Annotated in this window: 13 protein-coding genes and 1 pseudogene; 9 read left to right on the forward strand and 5 right to left on the reverse strand. The window is 70.2% G+C overall.

The window, feature by feature from the left end; translation table 11 throughout:
- Nucleotides 1–450 precede the first annotated feature (450 nt).
- From NUT86_RS00720 to NUT86_RS00740, 5 genes and pseudogenes are all read left to right on the forward strand, one after another.
- Nucleotides 451–1,089 (forward strand): hypothetical protein, encoded by a 639-nt coding sequence (locus NUT86_RS00720; RefSeq protein ID WP_274732676.1) that lies wholly within the window; start codon nt 451–453, stop codon nt 1,087–1,089.
- Between the two features lie 48 nt (nt 1,090–1,137).
- Nucleotides 1,138–1,956, forward strand: a complete 819-nt coding sequence (locus tag NUT86_RS00725) for a thioredoxin domain-containing protein (RefSeq protein WP_274732677.1) — start codon at nt 1,138–1,140, stop codon at nt 1,954–1,956.
- A 139-nt stretch (nt 1,957–2,095) separates the two neighbouring features.
- Nucleotides 2,096–2,347, forward strand: a pseudogene (locus NUT86_RS00730) (transposase); the annotation flags it as partial.
- Nucleotides 2,348–2,439: 92 nt separating this feature from the next.
- Nucleotides 2,440–3,774, forward strand: a complete 1,335-nt coding sequence (locus tag NUT86_RS00735; RefSeq protein WP_274732678.1) for an ATP-binding protein — start codon at nt 2,440–2,442, stop codon at nt 3,772–3,774.
- Complete coding sequence (locus tag NUT86_RS00740; protein ID WP_274732679.1) at nt 3,771–4,898, forward strand: tetratricopeptide repeat protein; 1,128 nt, start codon at nt 3,771–3,773, stop codon at nt 4,896–4,898. Before NUT86_RS00735 ends, NUT86_RS00740 begins: the two co-directional genes overlap by 4 nt.
- A gap of 357 nt (nt 4,899–5,255) precedes the next feature.
- On the opposite strand, the gene NUT86_RS00745 is transcribed toward NUT86_RS00740, so the two are convergent.
- The 3 genes from NUT86_RS00745 to NUT86_RS00755 all read right to left on the reverse strand — a co-directional run bounded on the left by NUT86_RS00745 (nt 5,256) and on the right by NUT86_RS00755 (nt 9,122).
- Nucleotides 5,256–7,031 (reverse strand): cation:proton antiporter domain-containing protein, encoded by a 1,776-nt coding sequence (locus NUT86_RS00745; protein WP_159492083.1) that lies wholly within the window; start codon nt 7,029–7,031, stop codon nt 5,256–5,258.
- 31 nt (nt 7,032–7,062) lie between these two features.
- Entirely contained in the window at nt 7,063–7,983 is a 921-nt protein-coding gene (locus NUT86_RS00750) for an aldose 1-epimerase family protein (protein ID WP_266438007.1), read from the reverse strand.
- Nucleotides 7,984–8,168: 185 nt separating this feature from the next.
- Nucleotides 8,169–9,122: a DUF389 domain-containing protein gene (locus NUT86_RS00755; protein ID WP_148588252.1), complete on the reverse strand. Its 954-nt coding sequence runs from the start codon at nt 9,120–9,122 to the stop codon at nt 8,169–8,171.
- A gap of 348 nt (nt 9,123–9,470) precedes the next feature.
- On the opposite strand from NUT86_RS00755, the gene NUT86_RS00760 reads away from it, so the two are divergent.
- The 4 genes from NUT86_RS00760 (at nt 9,471) to NUT86_RS00775 (ending at nt 14,501) form a co-directional block, all read left to right on the forward strand.
- On the forward strand, nt 9,471–11,291 hold the full coding sequence (locus NUT86_RS00760; RefSeq protein ID WP_266438003.1) for a glycoside hydrolase family 15 protein: 1,821 nt from the start codon (nt 9,471–9,473) through the stop codon (nt 11,289–11,291).
- A gap of 3 nt (nt 11,292–11,294) precedes the next feature.
- On the forward strand, nt 11,295–12,239 hold the full coding sequence (locus NUT86_RS00765; RefSeq protein ID WP_274732683.1) for a cyclase family protein: 945 nt from the start codon (nt 11,295–11,297) through the stop codon (nt 12,237–12,239).
- 5 nt (nt 12,240–12,244) lie between these two features.
- On the forward strand, nt 12,245–12,751 hold the full coding sequence (locus NUT86_RS00770; protein WP_159492075.1) for a gluconokinase: 507 nt from the start codon (nt 12,245–12,247) through the stop codon (nt 12,749–12,751).
- Nucleotides 12,752–12,920: 169 nt separating this feature from the next.
- Nucleotides 12,921–14,501: a GMC oxidoreductase gene (locus NUT86_RS00775; protein WP_274732684.1), complete on the forward strand. Its 1,581-nt coding sequence runs from the start codon at nt 12,921–12,923 to the stop codon at nt 14,499–14,501.
- A 22-nt stretch (nt 14,502–14,523) separates the two neighbouring features.
- On the opposite strand, the gene NUT86_RS00780 is transcribed toward NUT86_RS00775, so the two are convergent.
- Both NUT86_RS00780 and NUT86_RS00785 read right to left on the reverse strand, forming a co-directional pair.
- Nucleotides 14,524–15,564, reverse strand: coding sequence for a cytochrome d ubiquinol oxidase subunit II (locus NUT86_RS00780; protein WP_159492071.1), 1,041 nt, complete (start codon nt 15,562–15,564; stop codon nt 14,524–14,526).
- Nucleotides 15,564–17,051, reverse strand: coding sequence for a cytochrome ubiquinol oxidase subunit I (locus NUT86_RS00785; RefSeq protein ID WP_274732686.1), 1,488 nt, complete (start codon nt 17,049–17,051; stop codon nt 15,564–15,566). Before NUT86_RS00785 ends, NUT86_RS00780 begins: the two co-directional genes overlap by 1 nt.
- Nucleotides 17,052–17,147: the final 96 nt, after the last annotated feature.

The following is a 17,147-nucleotide window of genomic DNA, read 5'->3' on the forward strand; positions in this document are numbered from 1 at the left end:
CCAACCGGGACGAGCTTGCCTACCTGGTGCGTGAGCGGTTGAGCCCGAAGAAGGATCGGCCTGCGTGTTATGCGGTTGCCTTTTCCTTGACCAGCGCCAGCGCTGGCCTCCTCGCCGAGGCGAGTTCGTCGCCCTCCCGGGTGCGGCACTTCGCGGCGAACGAGACAGCCACAAACGTGACGGTCCGTCACCTGGACGGAGCGCGCCATCGATGCGGCCATCGCGGCCGACGAGGAGGGTTTCGCCTCGCTGCTGGTGGACTTCGCGCACTCCTCCGGCGCCCGCGCCCGTGTCGTCCACCAGATGTTCGTGGACCTCTTCCGAACGGCCGGATTCCCGGCCTGTAGTGACCACGGGTCCGAGGAGTTCCGTACGCGCCGTATCCTCCAGTCCGTACGGCTTCACCCCCTAACCCGCTGCTTATCCCTGCCCATGGCAAACTCGGCTGCGATGGACATTTCGGCGGCACATCTGCGGGCACTGCGCGCGGCGCTCTTCACGGCGCTGTGCGTCACGCTGTCGTCCGCGTCCCATGTGCTGCTGTCCCGTATGCCGTTGCCGCTGACCACCGTCGCCGCGCTGAGCACCGCCGTGTTCGTCCTCGCTTATGCGCTGGCCGACCAGGAGCGCGGATACTGGCGCATCGCCGCGCTGCTGGTCCCTCTGGAACTCGCCGCCGATCTGGTCTTCAGTCTGGGTCAGGACACCTGTTACGGGGCGGCCGGCAGCCCGGTCGCCAGTCCGCTGCGCTCGCTGCTGTGCGACCCGATCGGGGCACCGCTGACGCGGCTGCCCGAGGACCAGGCCGGGCCAGTGAGCTGGCCGGTCCTGCTCGCGGCACATCTGGTCATCGGGCTGCTGGCCGCGGGCTGGCTGCGCCGTGGGGAGGCCGCGCTGGGCCGGCTGCTGGGCGCGGTGGCCGGCTTCGCCTTCCGCCCGCTGCTCCTCGCCGTCGCGGTCATCAGTGCCATCGCCGCCCCGCGCCGCCCGGCGCCCGCTCCCGAACGGTCCGGGCACCCCGCCCGCGCCGTCCCCCTGCTCGTGCACTGCGTCGTGCGCCGTGGACCGCCCTGCGCGCTCGCCGCGTAGACCACAGCACCCACCCGACCCACGGATTCGCACGGAGCAGGAACAGCCATGAGCAACCGCAACAACCAGGCCAACAAGCAGGCAGCCCGCGAGCGGCTGCGCGCCGAGCGCGAGCGGCAGGCGAAGAAGGACCGGCTCCGCCGGCAGCTGATCGTCGGCGGCGCGATCGTCGGCGTCCTGGCGATAGCCGGCGGTATCGGGGTGGCGGTCGCCACCATGGGCGGCGACGACGCGAAGGCCGCCACCGGCCCGCTGGTCAAGCCCGCCAACACCAGCGGCCCCAAGGGCACCACGATCGTCGTCGGCAAGGCGGACGCCAAGAACACCCTGGAGCTCTTCGAGGACCCGCGCTGCACTTACTGCGCCGCGTTCGAGCAGACCGTCGGCGCCACCGTCGAGAAGGACATCAAGGACGGCAAGTACAAGGCGTCCTACCACCTGGGCACGTTCCTCGACAACAACCTCCAGGGCACCGGCTCCAAGAACGCGCTCAGCGCGCTGGGCGCCTCCCTCAACGTCAGCCCGGACGCCTTCCTGAAGTACAAGTACGCGCTGTACTCGAAGGAGTTCCACCCGAACGAGCGCGGCCCGGACAAGTTCGCCGACGACAACTACCTGATCAAGGTCGCCAACACCGTCCCGGCTCTGAAGGGGAACGCCGCCTTCCAGAAGGCCGTCAAGGACGGCACGTACGACCGGTGGGCGCTGGAGGTCTCCAACGCCTTCAACTCCGTCAAGGACGTCAAGAACACCCCGACGATCAAGCTCAACGGCACGGTGCTGGGCCCGGACTCCCTGCAGGGCAAGGACGCACCGTTCAGCGTGGCCGCCTTCAACTCCGCGGTGGAGAAGGACCTGAAGAAGTGACGTAGACGAAGGCCGGTCCCCACGGCCGGTCACTTTGCTGCCCTCCTCGGCCGGCGTGCTCCGTGCGCGCCGGCCGATGCCCAACAGGCGTGGCATTGGACTACTGCCGGGGCCCGCACTGTCGGTGGCTTGCCTGGATCCCTGGCGGGACCTGCCGGACCGGTACGGACCCGGGAAGACCGCCTACTCACGGCATCGCCGCTGGTCGGCGGACGGCACTTGGGACGGAATCCTCCACGCTGTCCAAGTCGATGCCGATCTCAGCGGACGGATCGACTGGAGCATGGTCGGTGTGGACTCGACGTCGTGCCGGGCCCATCAGTACGCGGCCGGCGCCCGCAAGGCCAGGCCGCGCGTCCCGAAAAAAGGGCGACGGCCCACAGATGATCGGGGTCCTCGAGACGTCCTCACACAGCAAGTCGTGCGCAGAGCACGTCGCGGGCGCCCGCAAGTCACTCGCGCCGGTTCCGTAAAGTGTGGGCCATGTCGGCGGAATCCCCCCTGATCAAGAGCATGCGCACCGCCGTTGCGGCGTCGCCCGATGACGTACCCCTACGGTTGCACCTCGCCGAGTTGCTGCTGGGCGCGGGGCACGGTGACGCCGCGGTGGGGGAGGTTGCTGCGGCGTTGCAGCACGCGCCCGGCGATGTCCAGGCACGCGAGTTGATGGTCCGGGCCCTGGCACATACTCCGGCAAGTACCCCCGGCGAAGCCGCGCTTCCCTCGCCGCCACAAGCTCCGGTACCCGCCCGGCCTCCCGCCCCCGCCGCCGTGCCGCCACAGGACTCGGTGCTCGGGCCGTCTCCCGCCCCCGCTTCGAGCCCGGGCTTCGACTGGAAGGCGGCCCAGGATCAGGTCGGTGATGCCGTGCCGCCCCGGTTCGTTGAGGCGCCGCTCGCCGTCGACGGCGGCGGTGACCCTGGAGACGCCGCTGCCTGGGACGTGGAACGCCCGGGGCCCGTCCGCCTCGCTGATGTGGGCGGCATGCAGGAGGTCAAGGAGCGGCTGGAGGCGGCCTTTCTGGCGCCGTTGCGCAATCCGGAGCTGCGCCGCCTGTACGGCAAGAGTCTGCGAGGGGGGCTACTGCTGTACGGGCCGCCCGGCTGCGGTAAGACCTTCATCGCGCGGGCCGTCGCCGGTGAGCTCGGGGCGAACTTCCTGTCCGTGTCGGTCAACGATGTGCTCGACATGTGGATCGGCAACTCCGAGCGCAACATGCACGAGCTCTTCCAAACTGCCCGCCGCCAGGCCCCGTGCGTGATCTTCCTGGACGAACTGGATGCGCTCGGCGGGAAGCGCAGCCGCACCCAGAGCAGCGGTATGCGCAACACGGTCAACCAATTGCTGACCGAGCTGGACGGAGTCGAAGCGGCGGCGAACGAGGGTGTGTTCGTGCTGGCCGCCACCAACGTGCCCTGGGACGTGGACATCGCTCTGCGCCGCCCCGGCCGACTGGACCGGACCTTGCTGGTGCTGCCGCCCGACGGGCCCGCCCGGGAGGCGATCCTCCGCTATCACCTGCGTGAGCGGCCCATCGAGAACGTCGACCTCGGCAAGCTCGTCAAGGCCACCGACGGCCTGTCCGGCGCCGATCTGGCCCATGTGTGCGAGGCCGCGGCCGAGCACGCGCTGCTGGACTCGGCCCGTACCGGGACCGTACGCCTGATCGGGATGAAGGACCTGCTGGCCGCGGCGGGACAGATCGCGCCCTCGACGGAGCCGTGGTTCGCGTCTGCCCGCAACGTGGCGATGTACGCGAATGACGGCGGGATGTACGACGACCTGGTGGCCTATCTGAAGAAGAAGCGGAAACTGTGACCACACTGCACCCAGCTGTCGAACAGGCCCAGGCCCTCATCGATTTCGAACGCTACGACCAGGCCCGTGCCCTGCTGTCGCAGCACCTCGTCGAAGACCCCGGCGACACACGCGCCTGGATCGAGCTCGGCTACTGCCACCTCAAAATGCAGCAGCCGGAACAAGCCCTGGAGGCGGCCGACGAGGCCCTCAAAATCGCCCCCGAGGACTTCTACGTACTCATCCTGCGCGCCAAGGCACTGACCAGCGGGCCCAACAGCTCATGGCGCGCGGCCGAGCCCGTGCTGCGCGAGGCGGTGCGAGCCGACCCGCAGCACTGGTACGGCTACACGATGCTCGCCGACGCCGTGTGCCGCATGTCGATGGTCCGTTACTTCCAGGCGAACGGCTCCAGGAAGCCCGAGCCCCACGAGGTCGACCTTGTCTACCGCGAGGCGGCCGACCTGGCCTCGGAGGCGCTGCGGCTGGGCCCCGAAGAGGTTTACGCCCACGAAATCGCCCACCAGATCGCCACCTTCTCGGGCAACATCACCCGCGCCGACCAGCTCGAACGCGCCATCCTCCGACTCGACCCCACCCATGCCGAGGCCCTGGCCGCGCAGACCCGCAAGGCCGCCGAGGCCCCGGGCGTCAAGGCCCCCCAGGCCGCCGACCTCTACGCCACCGGGCTTGCCTCCGCGCCGGACTCCACCGAGCTGCAGCGCGGTCTCGACCAGGCCACGTACCGCATGCTGCGCGGCGTGCGGTGGCTTGCTCTGCTCTGCGTCTGCCTCGCCGGGGCGGGGATGGACCTGTTCGCCGTCGAGGGCGAGGTGCAGCGGGAGTTGCCACTGCCACTTGGCCAGCGCTTGTGGGACCTCGTGCCGATGACCGCCATCTGGCTCGTCGGTGCCCTCCTCCGCTACCGGCGGCGGCGCGCCGGCGTCCGGCTCAACGTGCAGTCCCTGATACGCCGCCGCCGGTGGGCCCGCATCGTGGTGGCCCAGGCCGTCTGGGCCATGCTGTGCGCCCTGCTGATCACCCAAGTCCCGTGGGAAGAGCGGACGTTGCCGCAGGTACTGCTCTGGGCAGGAATCGCGCCGACATTCGCCACGATCTGGTTCGACCGGAACAAGACCCGGTGAAGAACGGCCCGGCCGTATGGGCAGAGCCCCAGCCGGCACTGTCCGAGGCACACGCGCCGATGGCGGCGCAGCTCTACGCCGCCGTGCATGAAATGCCTGGCTAGCAGCCCGCCGCTGCGCGCATGCGCGATACTCTCACGCGGTCTCACGGCTGCCCCTATAGCGCGGGCTTGCTGGGAGGTGGACCGTATCGCGTCACGGGGGCCGAAACAGACCGGCTCACGCCCCGGTTGAGGGCATCGTTCGGGGCCGAGCGACGTGGAGCGCCACGGTCAGCTCGGAAGGTGTGGCACGGCCTTCGGGGCCGAAGCCTGAACCTCTGGCGGGGTCCTGGCCCCAGCCCCAGGACCGGCAGGTTCAGACCTCGGGTCGGCCTCCCCGCCCGCCCGGGGCCAGCAGGACGACCGTGTCCCCCGGGCCGGGCAGCGGTGTGCTGCCTTCCATGACCGGGTCGAGGCGGCCGTCCGGCCGCACCAGGAACAGCAGATCGCAGTCGGGCGGCAGCGAATCACCAGCGGGCTGTGCCAGGACGGCAGCCCCGTCCGCGTACTTGCGGGCGAGTGCCGGCCAGGTCAGATCGGCGCCGAACAGGATCTCGCCGCCGATGAACGGCGCCACCACGCCGTGGCTCTCGGGCGGTGCGTTGAGGCGATGCACCGTCTCCTCCACGGTGCCACGCAGAATCACCGCCGCCAGTGCGTTGAAGTCGTCCTCGGCGGTAAGGAAGTACACCGCCGTGATGCCCTCCAACTCGGCAGCACCACCGGTGGCGGCTGCCAGCAGTTCCCCGGGCGCAAGCTCGATCCCTGCCTGCCGGATGCGTTCGCGCTGCTCCTCTTCCCCTGACCACATCAGCACCTCCAGCCCTGCCGACCTCAGGGCCACACCCAGATCGACCACCCAGGGGTCGCCGCCGACCAGCAGCGGACGCGAGCGGGAGGGGCGCACAACGCCCAGGCGCCGAGCCGCGAGCGAGGCGGTCAGGCCATAGAGCGTCACGGTCGTGACGATGACCACGAACGTAGCCGGAAGGATCTCCGACGCGCCGCCGATCCCCTTGGCCACCAAGGCGGCCGAGAACGTCGACGCCGTTGCGGCCGCCACGATGCCACGCGGCGCCATCCAGCCGATGAAGCCCCGCTCGCCGCGCGTCAGGTCGGTGCCGAGAGTTGACACGGCCGCGACCAGCGGCCTGACGACCAGAACCAGCAAGACGGCGAGCCCGAGCGCGGGCAGCCATACATGGCGCAGCGAATGCGGGGTGACGGTGGCCGAGATCGAGATGAAGAGCAGGCCCAGGATGAGGCTGGCCAGGGTCTCGAAGAACGGCCGACGCGCTGGGACGTCGATGCCGGGGAGGTTGGCCACCGCCAGGCCCATCACCACGGCGGCGATGAGTCCTGTGTCGCCGCGCAGGACGTCGCAGAACGCCGCCACACCGATCACGGCGGCGAGCTGCGCCGTGGTGCCCAGCACCTCGCCGAGCCGCAGCACCCGGAACAGCGCCCACAGCAGAGCCGCCCCGACCACTCCCCCGGCGGCTCCGACGCCCACGCTGGCCAGGAAACCTCCCACCACGGTGCCGAAATGGTGGCCCGTGCTCGCCACGACCGCGTGGAAGACAAGCGCTCCCAGGATGCCGCCGACCGGGTCGATGAGGGAGCCTTCCCAGATCAGGATGCGCTGGAGCCGGTCCTTGGGCCGCACGAAGCTGAGCAGCGGTCCGACGACCGTCGGCCCCGAGACCACGAGGATCGCGCCGATCATGACGGCTGCCCGCTGGGACATGCCCAGCAGCGCCGCGGCGAGAAGCGTGCCGAGCAGCCAGGTGATCAGGACACCGATCCAGATCAGCCGGACGACGACACGGCGGGTGTGCCCCTTCAGCAGCGCCAGATCCAGTCCGAGACCCGAGTCGTAGAGGATCACTGCGACGGCCAGCGACACCAGTGGTGAGAACGCCGCCCCCAGCAACTGTTCGGGATTGACGTCGTCGATCAGCGCGCCGGCGGCGAAGCCGACCGGCAGGAGGACGATGAGGGCGGGGACGCGCAGGCGGCCGGCCAGGATCTGCGATCCGACGGCGAGGAGCAGGATCAGGCCCACGCCGATGAGCACCTGGTCCGTCGTCACGGGAGGCTCCTTGGGGTGGGTGACGGCGCCGTCACCCACCCCACGGCGTGATCCCCCACCGGACGGTGTGCTGCTCGCCGGGGTCGAGGCTGACGAGCCCGGTGCCGCTGCGGAAGGCGTCCGGCGGGCAGGTCATCGGCTCGATGGCGAGCGCGCGCCGTCGATCCCCCGGTGTGAGGGTGTCGCCCGTGTAGAGCTGTACGTAGTGGGCGCCTTCACCGAGCCACACGTCCGTACCGAGAGCACCTGACGGGTGGGCCAGACGGACCACGCTCCGCCCGTCCGCGTCCCGGTCGAGGTCGCCGAAGGGCGTGTCCAGCCGGAGCGCTCCGACAGGCTGTGGCGTTCGCAGGTCGTACTCGGTCCCGGCGACCGGCTCGGCGGCCACCGGCAGGCCGCGCTCGTCGGTGCGCAGCCACGTCCGTGCGGGGACGGTCAACACCGCCTGGTCGACGACGGCGGTGCCCGCCATGACGTAAGGGTGCTGGCCGAAGCCGTAGGGTGCGGCGCTCGCGTCAAGGTTGCGCGCGGTGACGGCGACTTCGAGCCCGCCCTCACCCAGGGTGTACTCGGCGCGGACGTGCAGGTGAAACGGGTAGCCCGGCTGCGGCCACAGCGGGACCTCCAGAACGGCCCGGCTGTCACTCACTTCCTCGACCCGCCATGCGACCCACCGGAGCAGCCCGTGGATGGCGTTGCCGCCTCCAGGCTCGGTGAGCGGAAGCTGCCGGTCCTGCCCGCCCCAGTGGTATTGGCCGTCCCGGATCCGGTTGGGCCACGGCACCAGGATCTGGCCGCGCCCACCGTTGATCTGGTCCTGTTCGGCGAATCCGTCGACCACGGGACGTTCACCGACCGCGTACGACCGGAGCGCCGCGCCCAGCTCGACGATGACGGCACTGTGCGCGCCGTGGCGGAGGGTCAGTTGCCGTCCGGTGCGGCTCTCCTGCACGCGTGGCCTCCTCGGTCCGCCGGGTCCGTGGACATGGGCGTGGTGGCCTGTGGCGTCGGGCCCCTCGTCGGGAGGGTGCGGTCCCGCACCGGCCCGGTCAAGCGCGACACGTTCCTGCGGGCGGAATCGCCCGGCACGTTCACCCTCTGGGGGCCGCAGAAAAGCAGCCGGCCGGGGCGGCGGCCTCACCTGCCGCCCGAGACCCCGCTGCCCCGGCTGATGCGCCGCCAGACGGCCCGTTGGAATCTGAGCATCAGCACGCCCACCACGATCAGCAGCACGATGTTGAGCAGGAGTTGAATCAAGGAGCCGCGCGCCTCGCTCCAGCTGGAGAACGCGCAGGAGACGCCGATGTCGGCGGCGGCCGGGATGGTGGTGACCGAGATGAAGACACCGAGCAACGCGCTCGTCCGGGCCTGGGTCAGGGACACGATCCCGACGATGCCGGCCAGCACCGCAACGACCACGGAGAAGACGTTGGGGGTGTTGATGAGCGAGGAGACCGGCCTGAGGCCCAGGTCGAATGCCTCAGGCTGGAGACCGAAGCCCCGGATCGCCCACGAGAACAGGAGGGTCGCCACGATGGCCAGCAGGAATCCCGCGGTCAGGGCGAACAAGCCCTGCCGGACCCTGGTGCCGTTGCCGCGGTCGATGCCCAGGGCGACGCTGGTGATGGCGCCGTACTCCGGTCCGACGACCATCGCCGCGACGATCAGGATCTGGGAATTGGTGATGATTCCCACCGCCCCGATGACGCCTGCGATGACCAGGTAGACATAGAAGCTCGGCAGATAGGTGCCCTCGGCGCGGATGCGGGCTTCGACCTCCGCCCAGACCGGCGCGTGCGCGAGCGCCCCGAGCTGCTTCTGCTGCGCCTCGGCCGCTGTACCCAAGAAGGCCATCTCGACCGGTTCGATGACGAGGGATCCGCGGCGGTCGATTCCCAGCTCGCGCAGCCCGCGCAGCACGGCGTTGGCCGCACCCGCCAGGATGTCGCACTCGATCGCGTCGCCGTCGGGGTTGCGCGCCTGTTCAGGGAGGATGACCAGGTTGAAGACATAGCGGTCGCCGGTCAGCAGTCCCACTGCTCGGGGAGTGAGATCAGGGGGACTCACCAGTCGGACGTGGATCATCTCCATGCACAACCTCCATCGCCGGCCGGCGGGCACACCGCGGCGCTGCGGCGCCCGAGCGCCGGAATCGGGAGACCCGTCTGTGACCGGTCGAACCCCGTCAGTAACGCCCGAAGGGAGGGGGTCGGCAAGCCGAGTGCGCTACTCGGCTCCGGCATCCGTGGTCACTTCGACGACCGGCGAAGGCCCTGGCCGCGGCGGGTCTGCGGCCGGCCGCCGTTGGCGCCGTAAGGGCGCCGGCCCGACCGTGGGCGGCGGCAGCGGGCGAGCGGCCGTCAACCACCGCGACGTGGCAAGGGCCACCCGAGTGGCGGATAGTGGCCCCAGGGGCCATTCCGAGACGCCGGAGCAGCCATGGATCGCTACCCTCCCATCGCCGAGCACGGCCTGGTGGGCGACCTGCAGACCGCCGCGCTCGTCTCGTCGCAGGGCGTCGTCGACTGGTTCGCCGCTCCCCGGTTCGACTCGCCCAGTATCTTCGCCGCGCTGCTCGATCACGACGGCGGCGGGTATCTGCGGCTGGCTCCCGAGCACCCCGAGGCGACCTGCAAGCAGCTCTACTACCCCGACACGGCCATTCTGGTGACCCGGTTCATGTCACCGGACGGCGTGGGCGAGGTGGTTGATCTCATGCCGCCGGACCGGACCCGCACCGCTAGCGACCGTCACACCCTGATACGCGTGGTGCGTGCCGTGCGGGGAACCGTCGACTTCATGCTCGAGTGCCGGCCGCGCTTCGACTACGGCCGGGCCGAGCACCGGCTGGAGCTCGGCGAGAACAGCGGCCTGTTCCGCGCCCCGGGGATGGACGCGCACCTGCAGACTTCCTTCCCGCTGGAGCGGGACGGCCAGGATGTGTACGGCAGGGTGACGCTGAGGGCCGGCGAGTCGGGCGGCGCCGTGTTCACGGTCTGCGCCTCCGGCGGCGAGGCGCCCGCACCTCTGACGGTCGACGGGCTCACCGCACAGGTCGACGACACCGGCCTCTTCTGGCAGAACTGGCTGCACCAGTCCCGCTACCGGGGACGGTGGCCCGAGCTGGTGCACCGCTCGGTCATCACCCTCAAGCTCCTCACCTACGCCCCCACGGGTGCTCTGATCGCGGCTGCCACCACGGGCCTGCCCGAGCAGATCGGCGGAGAGCGGAACTGGGACTACCGATTCACGTGGGTACGCGACGGCTCGCTGTCCGTGCGGGCCATGCTGGACCTCGGCTTCGTCGAGGAGGCCACCGCCTTCGTCCACTGGCTGGTGGACAGGCTGCACGAGCGCGAGGGCAAGGAGGATGAGCCGCTCCAGACGATGTACCGGATCGACGGCAATCCGGACCTGCCGGAGGAGATACTCGAACACTTCGAGGGCTACCGCGGCTCCTACCCCGTCCGCATCGGCAACGGCGCCGCCGACCAGCTCCAGCTGGACATCTACGGTGAGGCCCTCTACGGGGTGTCCCAGGGCCGCGAGATCGGGCAGCAGGCCACCTACCGCGGCTGGAAGGCGATGGCCAGGGCGCTGGACTGGTTCGCCGACGCCTGGGACCGGCCGGACGAGGGCATCTGGGAGACCCGCGGCGGCCGCGAGGACTTCACCTACAGCCGGGTGATGTCCTGGGTCGCCTTCGACCATGGGCTGAGCCTGGCCGAGCACTTCCGCAGGCCAGCCGACGTGGAGAAGTGGCGCAGCGCCAGGGACGCCATCCTCGAGCAGGTCATGGAACGCGGCTGGAGCGAGCAGGAGGGCGCCTTCGTCCAGCACTACGGCGGTGACGTCCTGGACGCTTCCCTGTTGCTCATGCCGAGGGTCGGGTTCATCGCACCGAAGGACCCGGCCTGGCTCTCCACGCTCGACGCGATGGACCGCAAGCTCGTCTCCGACAGCCTCGTCTACCGCTACGACCCCGCGGCATCGCCGGACGGGCTGCGCGGCTCGGAGGGCACCTTCAGTCTGTGCACCTTCCTCTACGTCGACGCACTGGCCCGGGCGGGCCGGCTGGCCCAGGCCCGCTACGCCTTCGAGAAGATGCAGACCTACGCCAACCACATCGGGCTCTTCGCCGAGGAGGTCGGTCCGACCGGGGAGCAACTGGGCAACTTCCCGCAGGCGTTCACCCACCTGTCGCTCATCATGGCGGCCACCACTCTCGACCAGGCGCTCGACGCGGAGCAAGGGCGCTGACGCATGGTCACCCATGCCCGCCCGGCGAAACCGCCACGGCTGACCGCGGACGAGTTCGACGTCCTGTACCGGCGTCTGCTCTCACGCGCCGCCTGGGCCTCGGGGGACCGGGGTGCTCTGGACGCGCTCACTCCCGCCCGGGTGCTGGCCGCCGCCCGGGAGGTGCGGACCGGCCGGACGGTGACGCTCGCCGCGCCGGTGGAGACGCTGCCCGGTCCGGACAATCCGGAGCCCGCGAGGCACCGGATGAGCGGGCAGCCGGAGGAAGACGTCCCGGGCGGGCTCCACTTCGCGAGGGACAGCTTCGCGATGAACGTGCACGGCGACGCCGACAGCCACATCGACGCCCTCTGTCACGTGATCTTCGACGGCACGCTGCACGGCGGCGTGGCCGCGAGCAGCGTCACGGCGGACGGGGCCACCACGCTCTCCATCGAGGCCGCTCGCGACGGGATCGTCGGACGCGGAGTGCTGCTGGACATCCCGCGGCTGCGTGGTGTGCGGTGGCTCGAACCGGGTGATCATGTGACCGTCGACGACCTGACCGCGGCCGAGACCGCCCAGCGCGTCCGCGTGACCGAGGGCGACCTTCTCTTCGTCCGGGTCGGCCACCGCCGACGCCGCGCCGAACTGGGAGCCTGGCACGCGGCGGACGCGCGCGCCGGACTCCATCCGTCCGCGCTGGAGTTCCTGGCAGACCGGCGGGTCGCCGTGCTCGGCGGCGACGGCAACAACGACACCGCCCCCAGTTCCACCGAGGGCGTCGACTTCCCCGTGCATGTCCTGGCGATCCACGCCATGGGCCTTCACCTGCTGGACTACCTGCAGTTCGAGGACCTGGCGCCGCTCTGCGCGGCGGAGGGGCGCTGGTCGTTCCTCTGTGTGATCGCCCCGCTGAGGCTGCCGGATGCCACCGGGTCACCGGTCAACCCCATCGCCGTCCTCTGACCGCGATGCCCTCGGTCGTGGTGGTCATGGGCGTCTCGGGGTCAGGGAAGTCGACCGTGGGAGGGCTACTCGCGCAGCGGCTCATGGTGCCCTTCCTGGAGGCGGACGACCTCCACCCGGCCGCGAACCGCGCCAAGATGGCCGCAGGCCACCCGCTCGACGACGAGGATCGCCGGCCGTGGCTGATGTCCGTCGCCGACTGGATCCGCAGGGCAACCCACGACGGCCAGGGCGGGGTGGTGGCGTGCTCGGCACTCAAGCACGAGTACCGGGATCTGTTCCGCCAGGCAGGCGCAGGCGTGTGGTTCCTGTATCTGGCGCTCGACCGGGCGACCGCCGACCGACGGGTCGCAGGCCGGATGGACCATTTCATGCCCGCCCGGCTGCTGGACTCCCAGTACGCCGACCTCGAACCGCTGCGGCCGGACGAGCCCGGCCTGACCGTCGATGCGACAGCCGACCCACGGACGATCGTCGACGAGGCGGTACGCACCGTGCGGGAGATCGGGTGACGACGCACCTGTCCGGCTCCCGGGTCGCCGCTACCCAACCCACCCCCTAGTTTGGAAATTGGCACGGAAATATCCCGATTGTGCGGGTGCCCCTCCGGAACAGCGCAGCGGTCCCCGGACGGGCACGACGGCCAGGACAGCCGACGACTCCTAGAAGCGGGACCCTCTCATGACCGACGATCAGCACTACGACGTCATCATCATCGGTACGGGAGCCGGCGGCGGTACGCTCGCGCACCGGCTGGCCCCCACGGGGAAGCGGGTCCTGATCCTGGAACGCGGCGGCTACCTGCCGCGGGAGCGGGACAACTGGGACTCCACCGCCGTCTTCGTCAAGGGCAAGTACCGGGCCCCCGAGTTCTGGTACGACAAGCAGGGCAAGGAGTTCCCCCCGGAGGTGAACTACTACGTCGGCGGCAACACCAAGTTCTACGGCGCCGCGCTCTTCCGGCTCCGGCCCGAGGACTTCGGCGAACTGCGCCATCACGGCGGCATCTCTCCGGCCTGGCCGATCCGCTACGAGGACCTGGAGCCGTACTACACCCAGGCCGAACACCTCTACCTGGTGCACGGCCGGCACGGCGAGGACCCCACCGGAGGGCCGACCAGCGCGCAGTACGCATACCCGCCGGTCGAGCACGAGGCGCGCATCCAGCAGCTCAGCGACGATCTGGAGAAGGCCGGCCTGCACCCCTTCCACCTGCCCATCGGCGTGAACCTCACCCAGGACGAGCACGGCCGGGCCACCCATGACAGCGTCTGCATCCGGTGCGACCGGGTCGACGGCTTCCCCTGCCTGATGGGCGCGAAGTCCGACGCGCAGGTGATCTGCGTCGACCCGGCGCTCTCGTACGGCAATGTCACGATGGTGACCCACGCCCATGTGCGGCGCTTGGAGACCGACGCGACCGGACGCACCGTCACCAGGGTCGTCGCCGAGCTCGAGAACGGAGCGACCGAGGGATTCAGCGCCGACATCGTGGTGGTCGCCTGCGGCGCGGTCAACTCCGCTGTCCTGCTGCTCCGTTCGGCCAACGACAAGCACCCCGGCGGCCTGGCCAACAGCTCGGACGTGGTGGGACGCCACTACATGCGTCACAACAACCTGGCCCTGATGGCGGTGTCGAAGGAACCGAATCCCACCAGATTCCAGAAGACCCTGGCGCTGAACGACTGGTACCTGGGCGCGGACGACTGGGAGTATCCGCTCGGCGGCATTCAGATGCTCGGCAAGTCGGACTCCGAGCAGATTCATGGCGAGGCACCACGCTGGGCCGGCGCGGTCTCGCCCGACATGCCCTTCGAGGTACTGGCGCACCACGCCGTCGACTTCTGGCTGTGCGGAGAGGACCTCCCGCTGCCCGGGAGCCGGGTCACCCTCGACAAGGACGACGCCATCCACCTGACCCTCGACGAGAAGAACAACATCGCCGCACTGAAGCGCCTCCAGCACAAGCTCCAGGGCATGCTCGGGCATCTGGGCATGCACGAGCACCACCTGCTGGATCACAGCATCTATCTGCACAAGGGCATGCCGATCGGCGCCACCGCGCACCAGGCCGGCACCGTGCGGTTCGGCGACGACCCGAGGAGTTCGGCCCTCGACGTCCATTGCAAGGCGCACGACCTCGACAACCTCTATGTCGTGGACACCAGCTTCTTCCCCAGCATCGGCGCCGTGAACCCGTCCCTGACCGCCATCGCCAACGCCCTGCGGGTCGGCGACCACATCGCCGCCCGGCTGGGCTGACGGTGCGTCGTACGCAGCGCCGCTACAGGTTGTCCCCAGGGACTCCGGCGGCCCGGGTGTCGGCGTCGGTGAGCTCCTCCAGCTCCCCCATGGTGGCCAGCCGGTAGAGCAGCACCAGCGCCGGACCGACCAGCACGATCGCGATGGCCGTGACGATCACCAGCCAGCGCAGCGTGTGGGCGGCGCCGGCCGCCTCGGCCACCGTCAGCGAGGTGGGCAGCACATAGGGCCGCTGCGCGAAGCCCCAGGCGCCGACGGTCAGAGCGACGCTCGCCACCGAGGTGTAGCGGGACCCTCCGTAGGAGCGGCGCCACAGGAGCAGGACCGTGGCCAGACCGCAGACCGCGGCCAGGATGATCAGGAGCAGGCCCGGGCCCCCGGTGAGGCCGTCCCGGACGTAACCGGCGTCGTTGCGGGTGACGGGCAGGCCGATGAGTGCGAGGACGACAACCGCGGCGAAGGCGATCAGCGCCCGCAGGCGGAAGTAGTCGACGAGGTCGTCGGCGCCGTACCTCAGGGCATCGGAGCAGAGGAAGACCGCCCCGAGGAACGCGGTGGCGGCGACGGCCAGCAGTCCCACGAGGACGGAGGTTCCGTTGGCCCAGGCGTCCGCGGAGGCGGTCGTGCCGACCTTGACCCGGCCCGCGGCGATGCCGCCGAGCACCGTCCCGAGGAAGAACGGCGTGAGCAGTGACGAGATGGCGAACACCGCGCCGTAGATGCGTCGTTGGGCCAGGCGACGGGTCGGCTTGCGCAGGGCGAATCCGGCGCCGCGGAGCACCAGGCCGACGGCGGCGAGGGCGAGCGGCAGCCACATCGCCGAGAAGACGGCCTGGAACATCGTCGGGAAGCCGGTCCACATGATGACCAGGACGAAGATCAACCAGACGTTGTTGGCCTCCCAGACCGGTGCCATGGCGTGGTCGATCAGCCAGCGGGGCCGCCTGCCGCGCTCCGCGCCGCCGGCCAGGAGGTCCCAGAAGCCCGCGCCGTAGTCGGTGCCCCCGGCGCAGGCGTAGGCGGCGATCGCGAGCACCAGCACCCATGCGATGAATGCGGCCATTACGACGCACCGCCAGGGGTGTGATCGGACCCGCCGGCGGGCGGGGCCCCGGCAGCTGAGGGCTCGGGCTCGCTTCTGGGCCCATAGGGTGTGTCGGCCTCCGGTGGCAGTTCGGCATGTACGGCGGCCGAGCCCTCGTCAGCGATGCGCCAGCGGGTGCGCATCTTCAGCACGACCGCCAGGAACGCGCCGAACACGGCCACGTACACGGCCATGACGATGCCGAACATCGCCCACAGCGCCCCGGCCCCAGTACTGGTCACCGCCTCCGAGACCCTCATGTGGTGGTAGACGATCCAGGGCTGCCGCCCGACCTCCGTGGTGATCCACCCACACTCAACGGTGACCAGGCAGGCGATTCCCGCGATCGCGGCGCAGCGGTAGAACCAGCGGCTGCCAGGGTTGTCCCGGTGTCGCCACCAGGAGCAGGCGTACCAGAGCGCGAGCAGGATCAGCGCGCTGCCGATGGTGACCATGATGTCGAAGGCCCAGTGGGCGATGGTGGCCTGAGTCGCCGTCGGGCGGTCACTCGCGGCGACCGACGACAGGCCCGTCACCTTGGTCTTCGTGCTGAAGCCGGCGAGAACCGAGTCGAGTTGGGGAATCTTGAGCCCGCCGGAGATCGTCCCGTCGGGGTGCAGCCGTCCGAACATGTACTCCGGTACGTGGGTGTCGGTCTTCCAGACGATCTCCATGGCGGCGAACTTGATCGGCTGCTTGTGGAAGACGGCGCGAGCGGCGGAGTCGCCGAGCATGAACTGAACCGGTGTGAGGATCGCGGCGACCGTGAAAGGCACGGTGAAGCCGAGCCGGTGGTAGCGGTCGCGGCGCCCGCGCAGCCAGCCGACCGCATACACACCGGCGACCACGTAGCCCGCGGTCAGGAGCATCGCGACCACGAAGTGCCAGTACTCCGGGCCGAAGATCGGTGTGAAGACCGCCTGCCGCACGTCGACGTGGACCGGCTTGCCCTGTGCGTCGAGGCTGAACCCCTGGGGGGTGTTCATCCAGGAGTTGGCCGCGATGATGCCGAACGCCCCCATCAGGGCCGCCAGCGGGAGCGGTACGGCCAGCCAGAAGTGCGTCCAGGGCTTGAGCCGGCGCCAGCCGTAGAGGTAGATCGCGATCAGGACGGCCTCAAGGAAGAACGCCCATGCCTCGACGCCGAACCCGAGTCCGAAGACGTCGCCCCAGCGGCCCATCATGCCGGGCCACAGCAGGCCGAACTCGAAGGACAGCACGGTGCCGGTGACGATGCCGATGGCGAACTGGACGGCCATCACCGCCGACCAGCGCCGGGCGAGCGTGAGGGCGACGGGGTCGTTGCGGCGGAGCGCCCGGTGGTGCATGAGCAACGTGATGAACGGCAGTGCCACGCCGAACGGGACCAGCAGGATGTGCGAGGCCAGGGTGAAGGCCATGAGCTCTCGGGCGGGCAGGAGCTGGGCCGGGGTGCCGTTCGCCAGAAGGGCAGCTGTGCTGAGCATGTGCGCCTCGATGGTCTGCCCTGCGGGGTGGCGGGGCTGAGGGGGACGGAATGCAGAGGGGCGACCGTAAGGGGCCGACCGGGGCCGTCGTCAGGG

Origin of the sequence: Streptomyces sp. G7(2002) (genome assembly GCF_028870195.1) — a bacterium.
GTDB lineage: Bacteria > Actinomycetota > Actinomycetes > Streptomycetales > Streptomycetaceae > Streptomyces > Streptomyces nigrescens.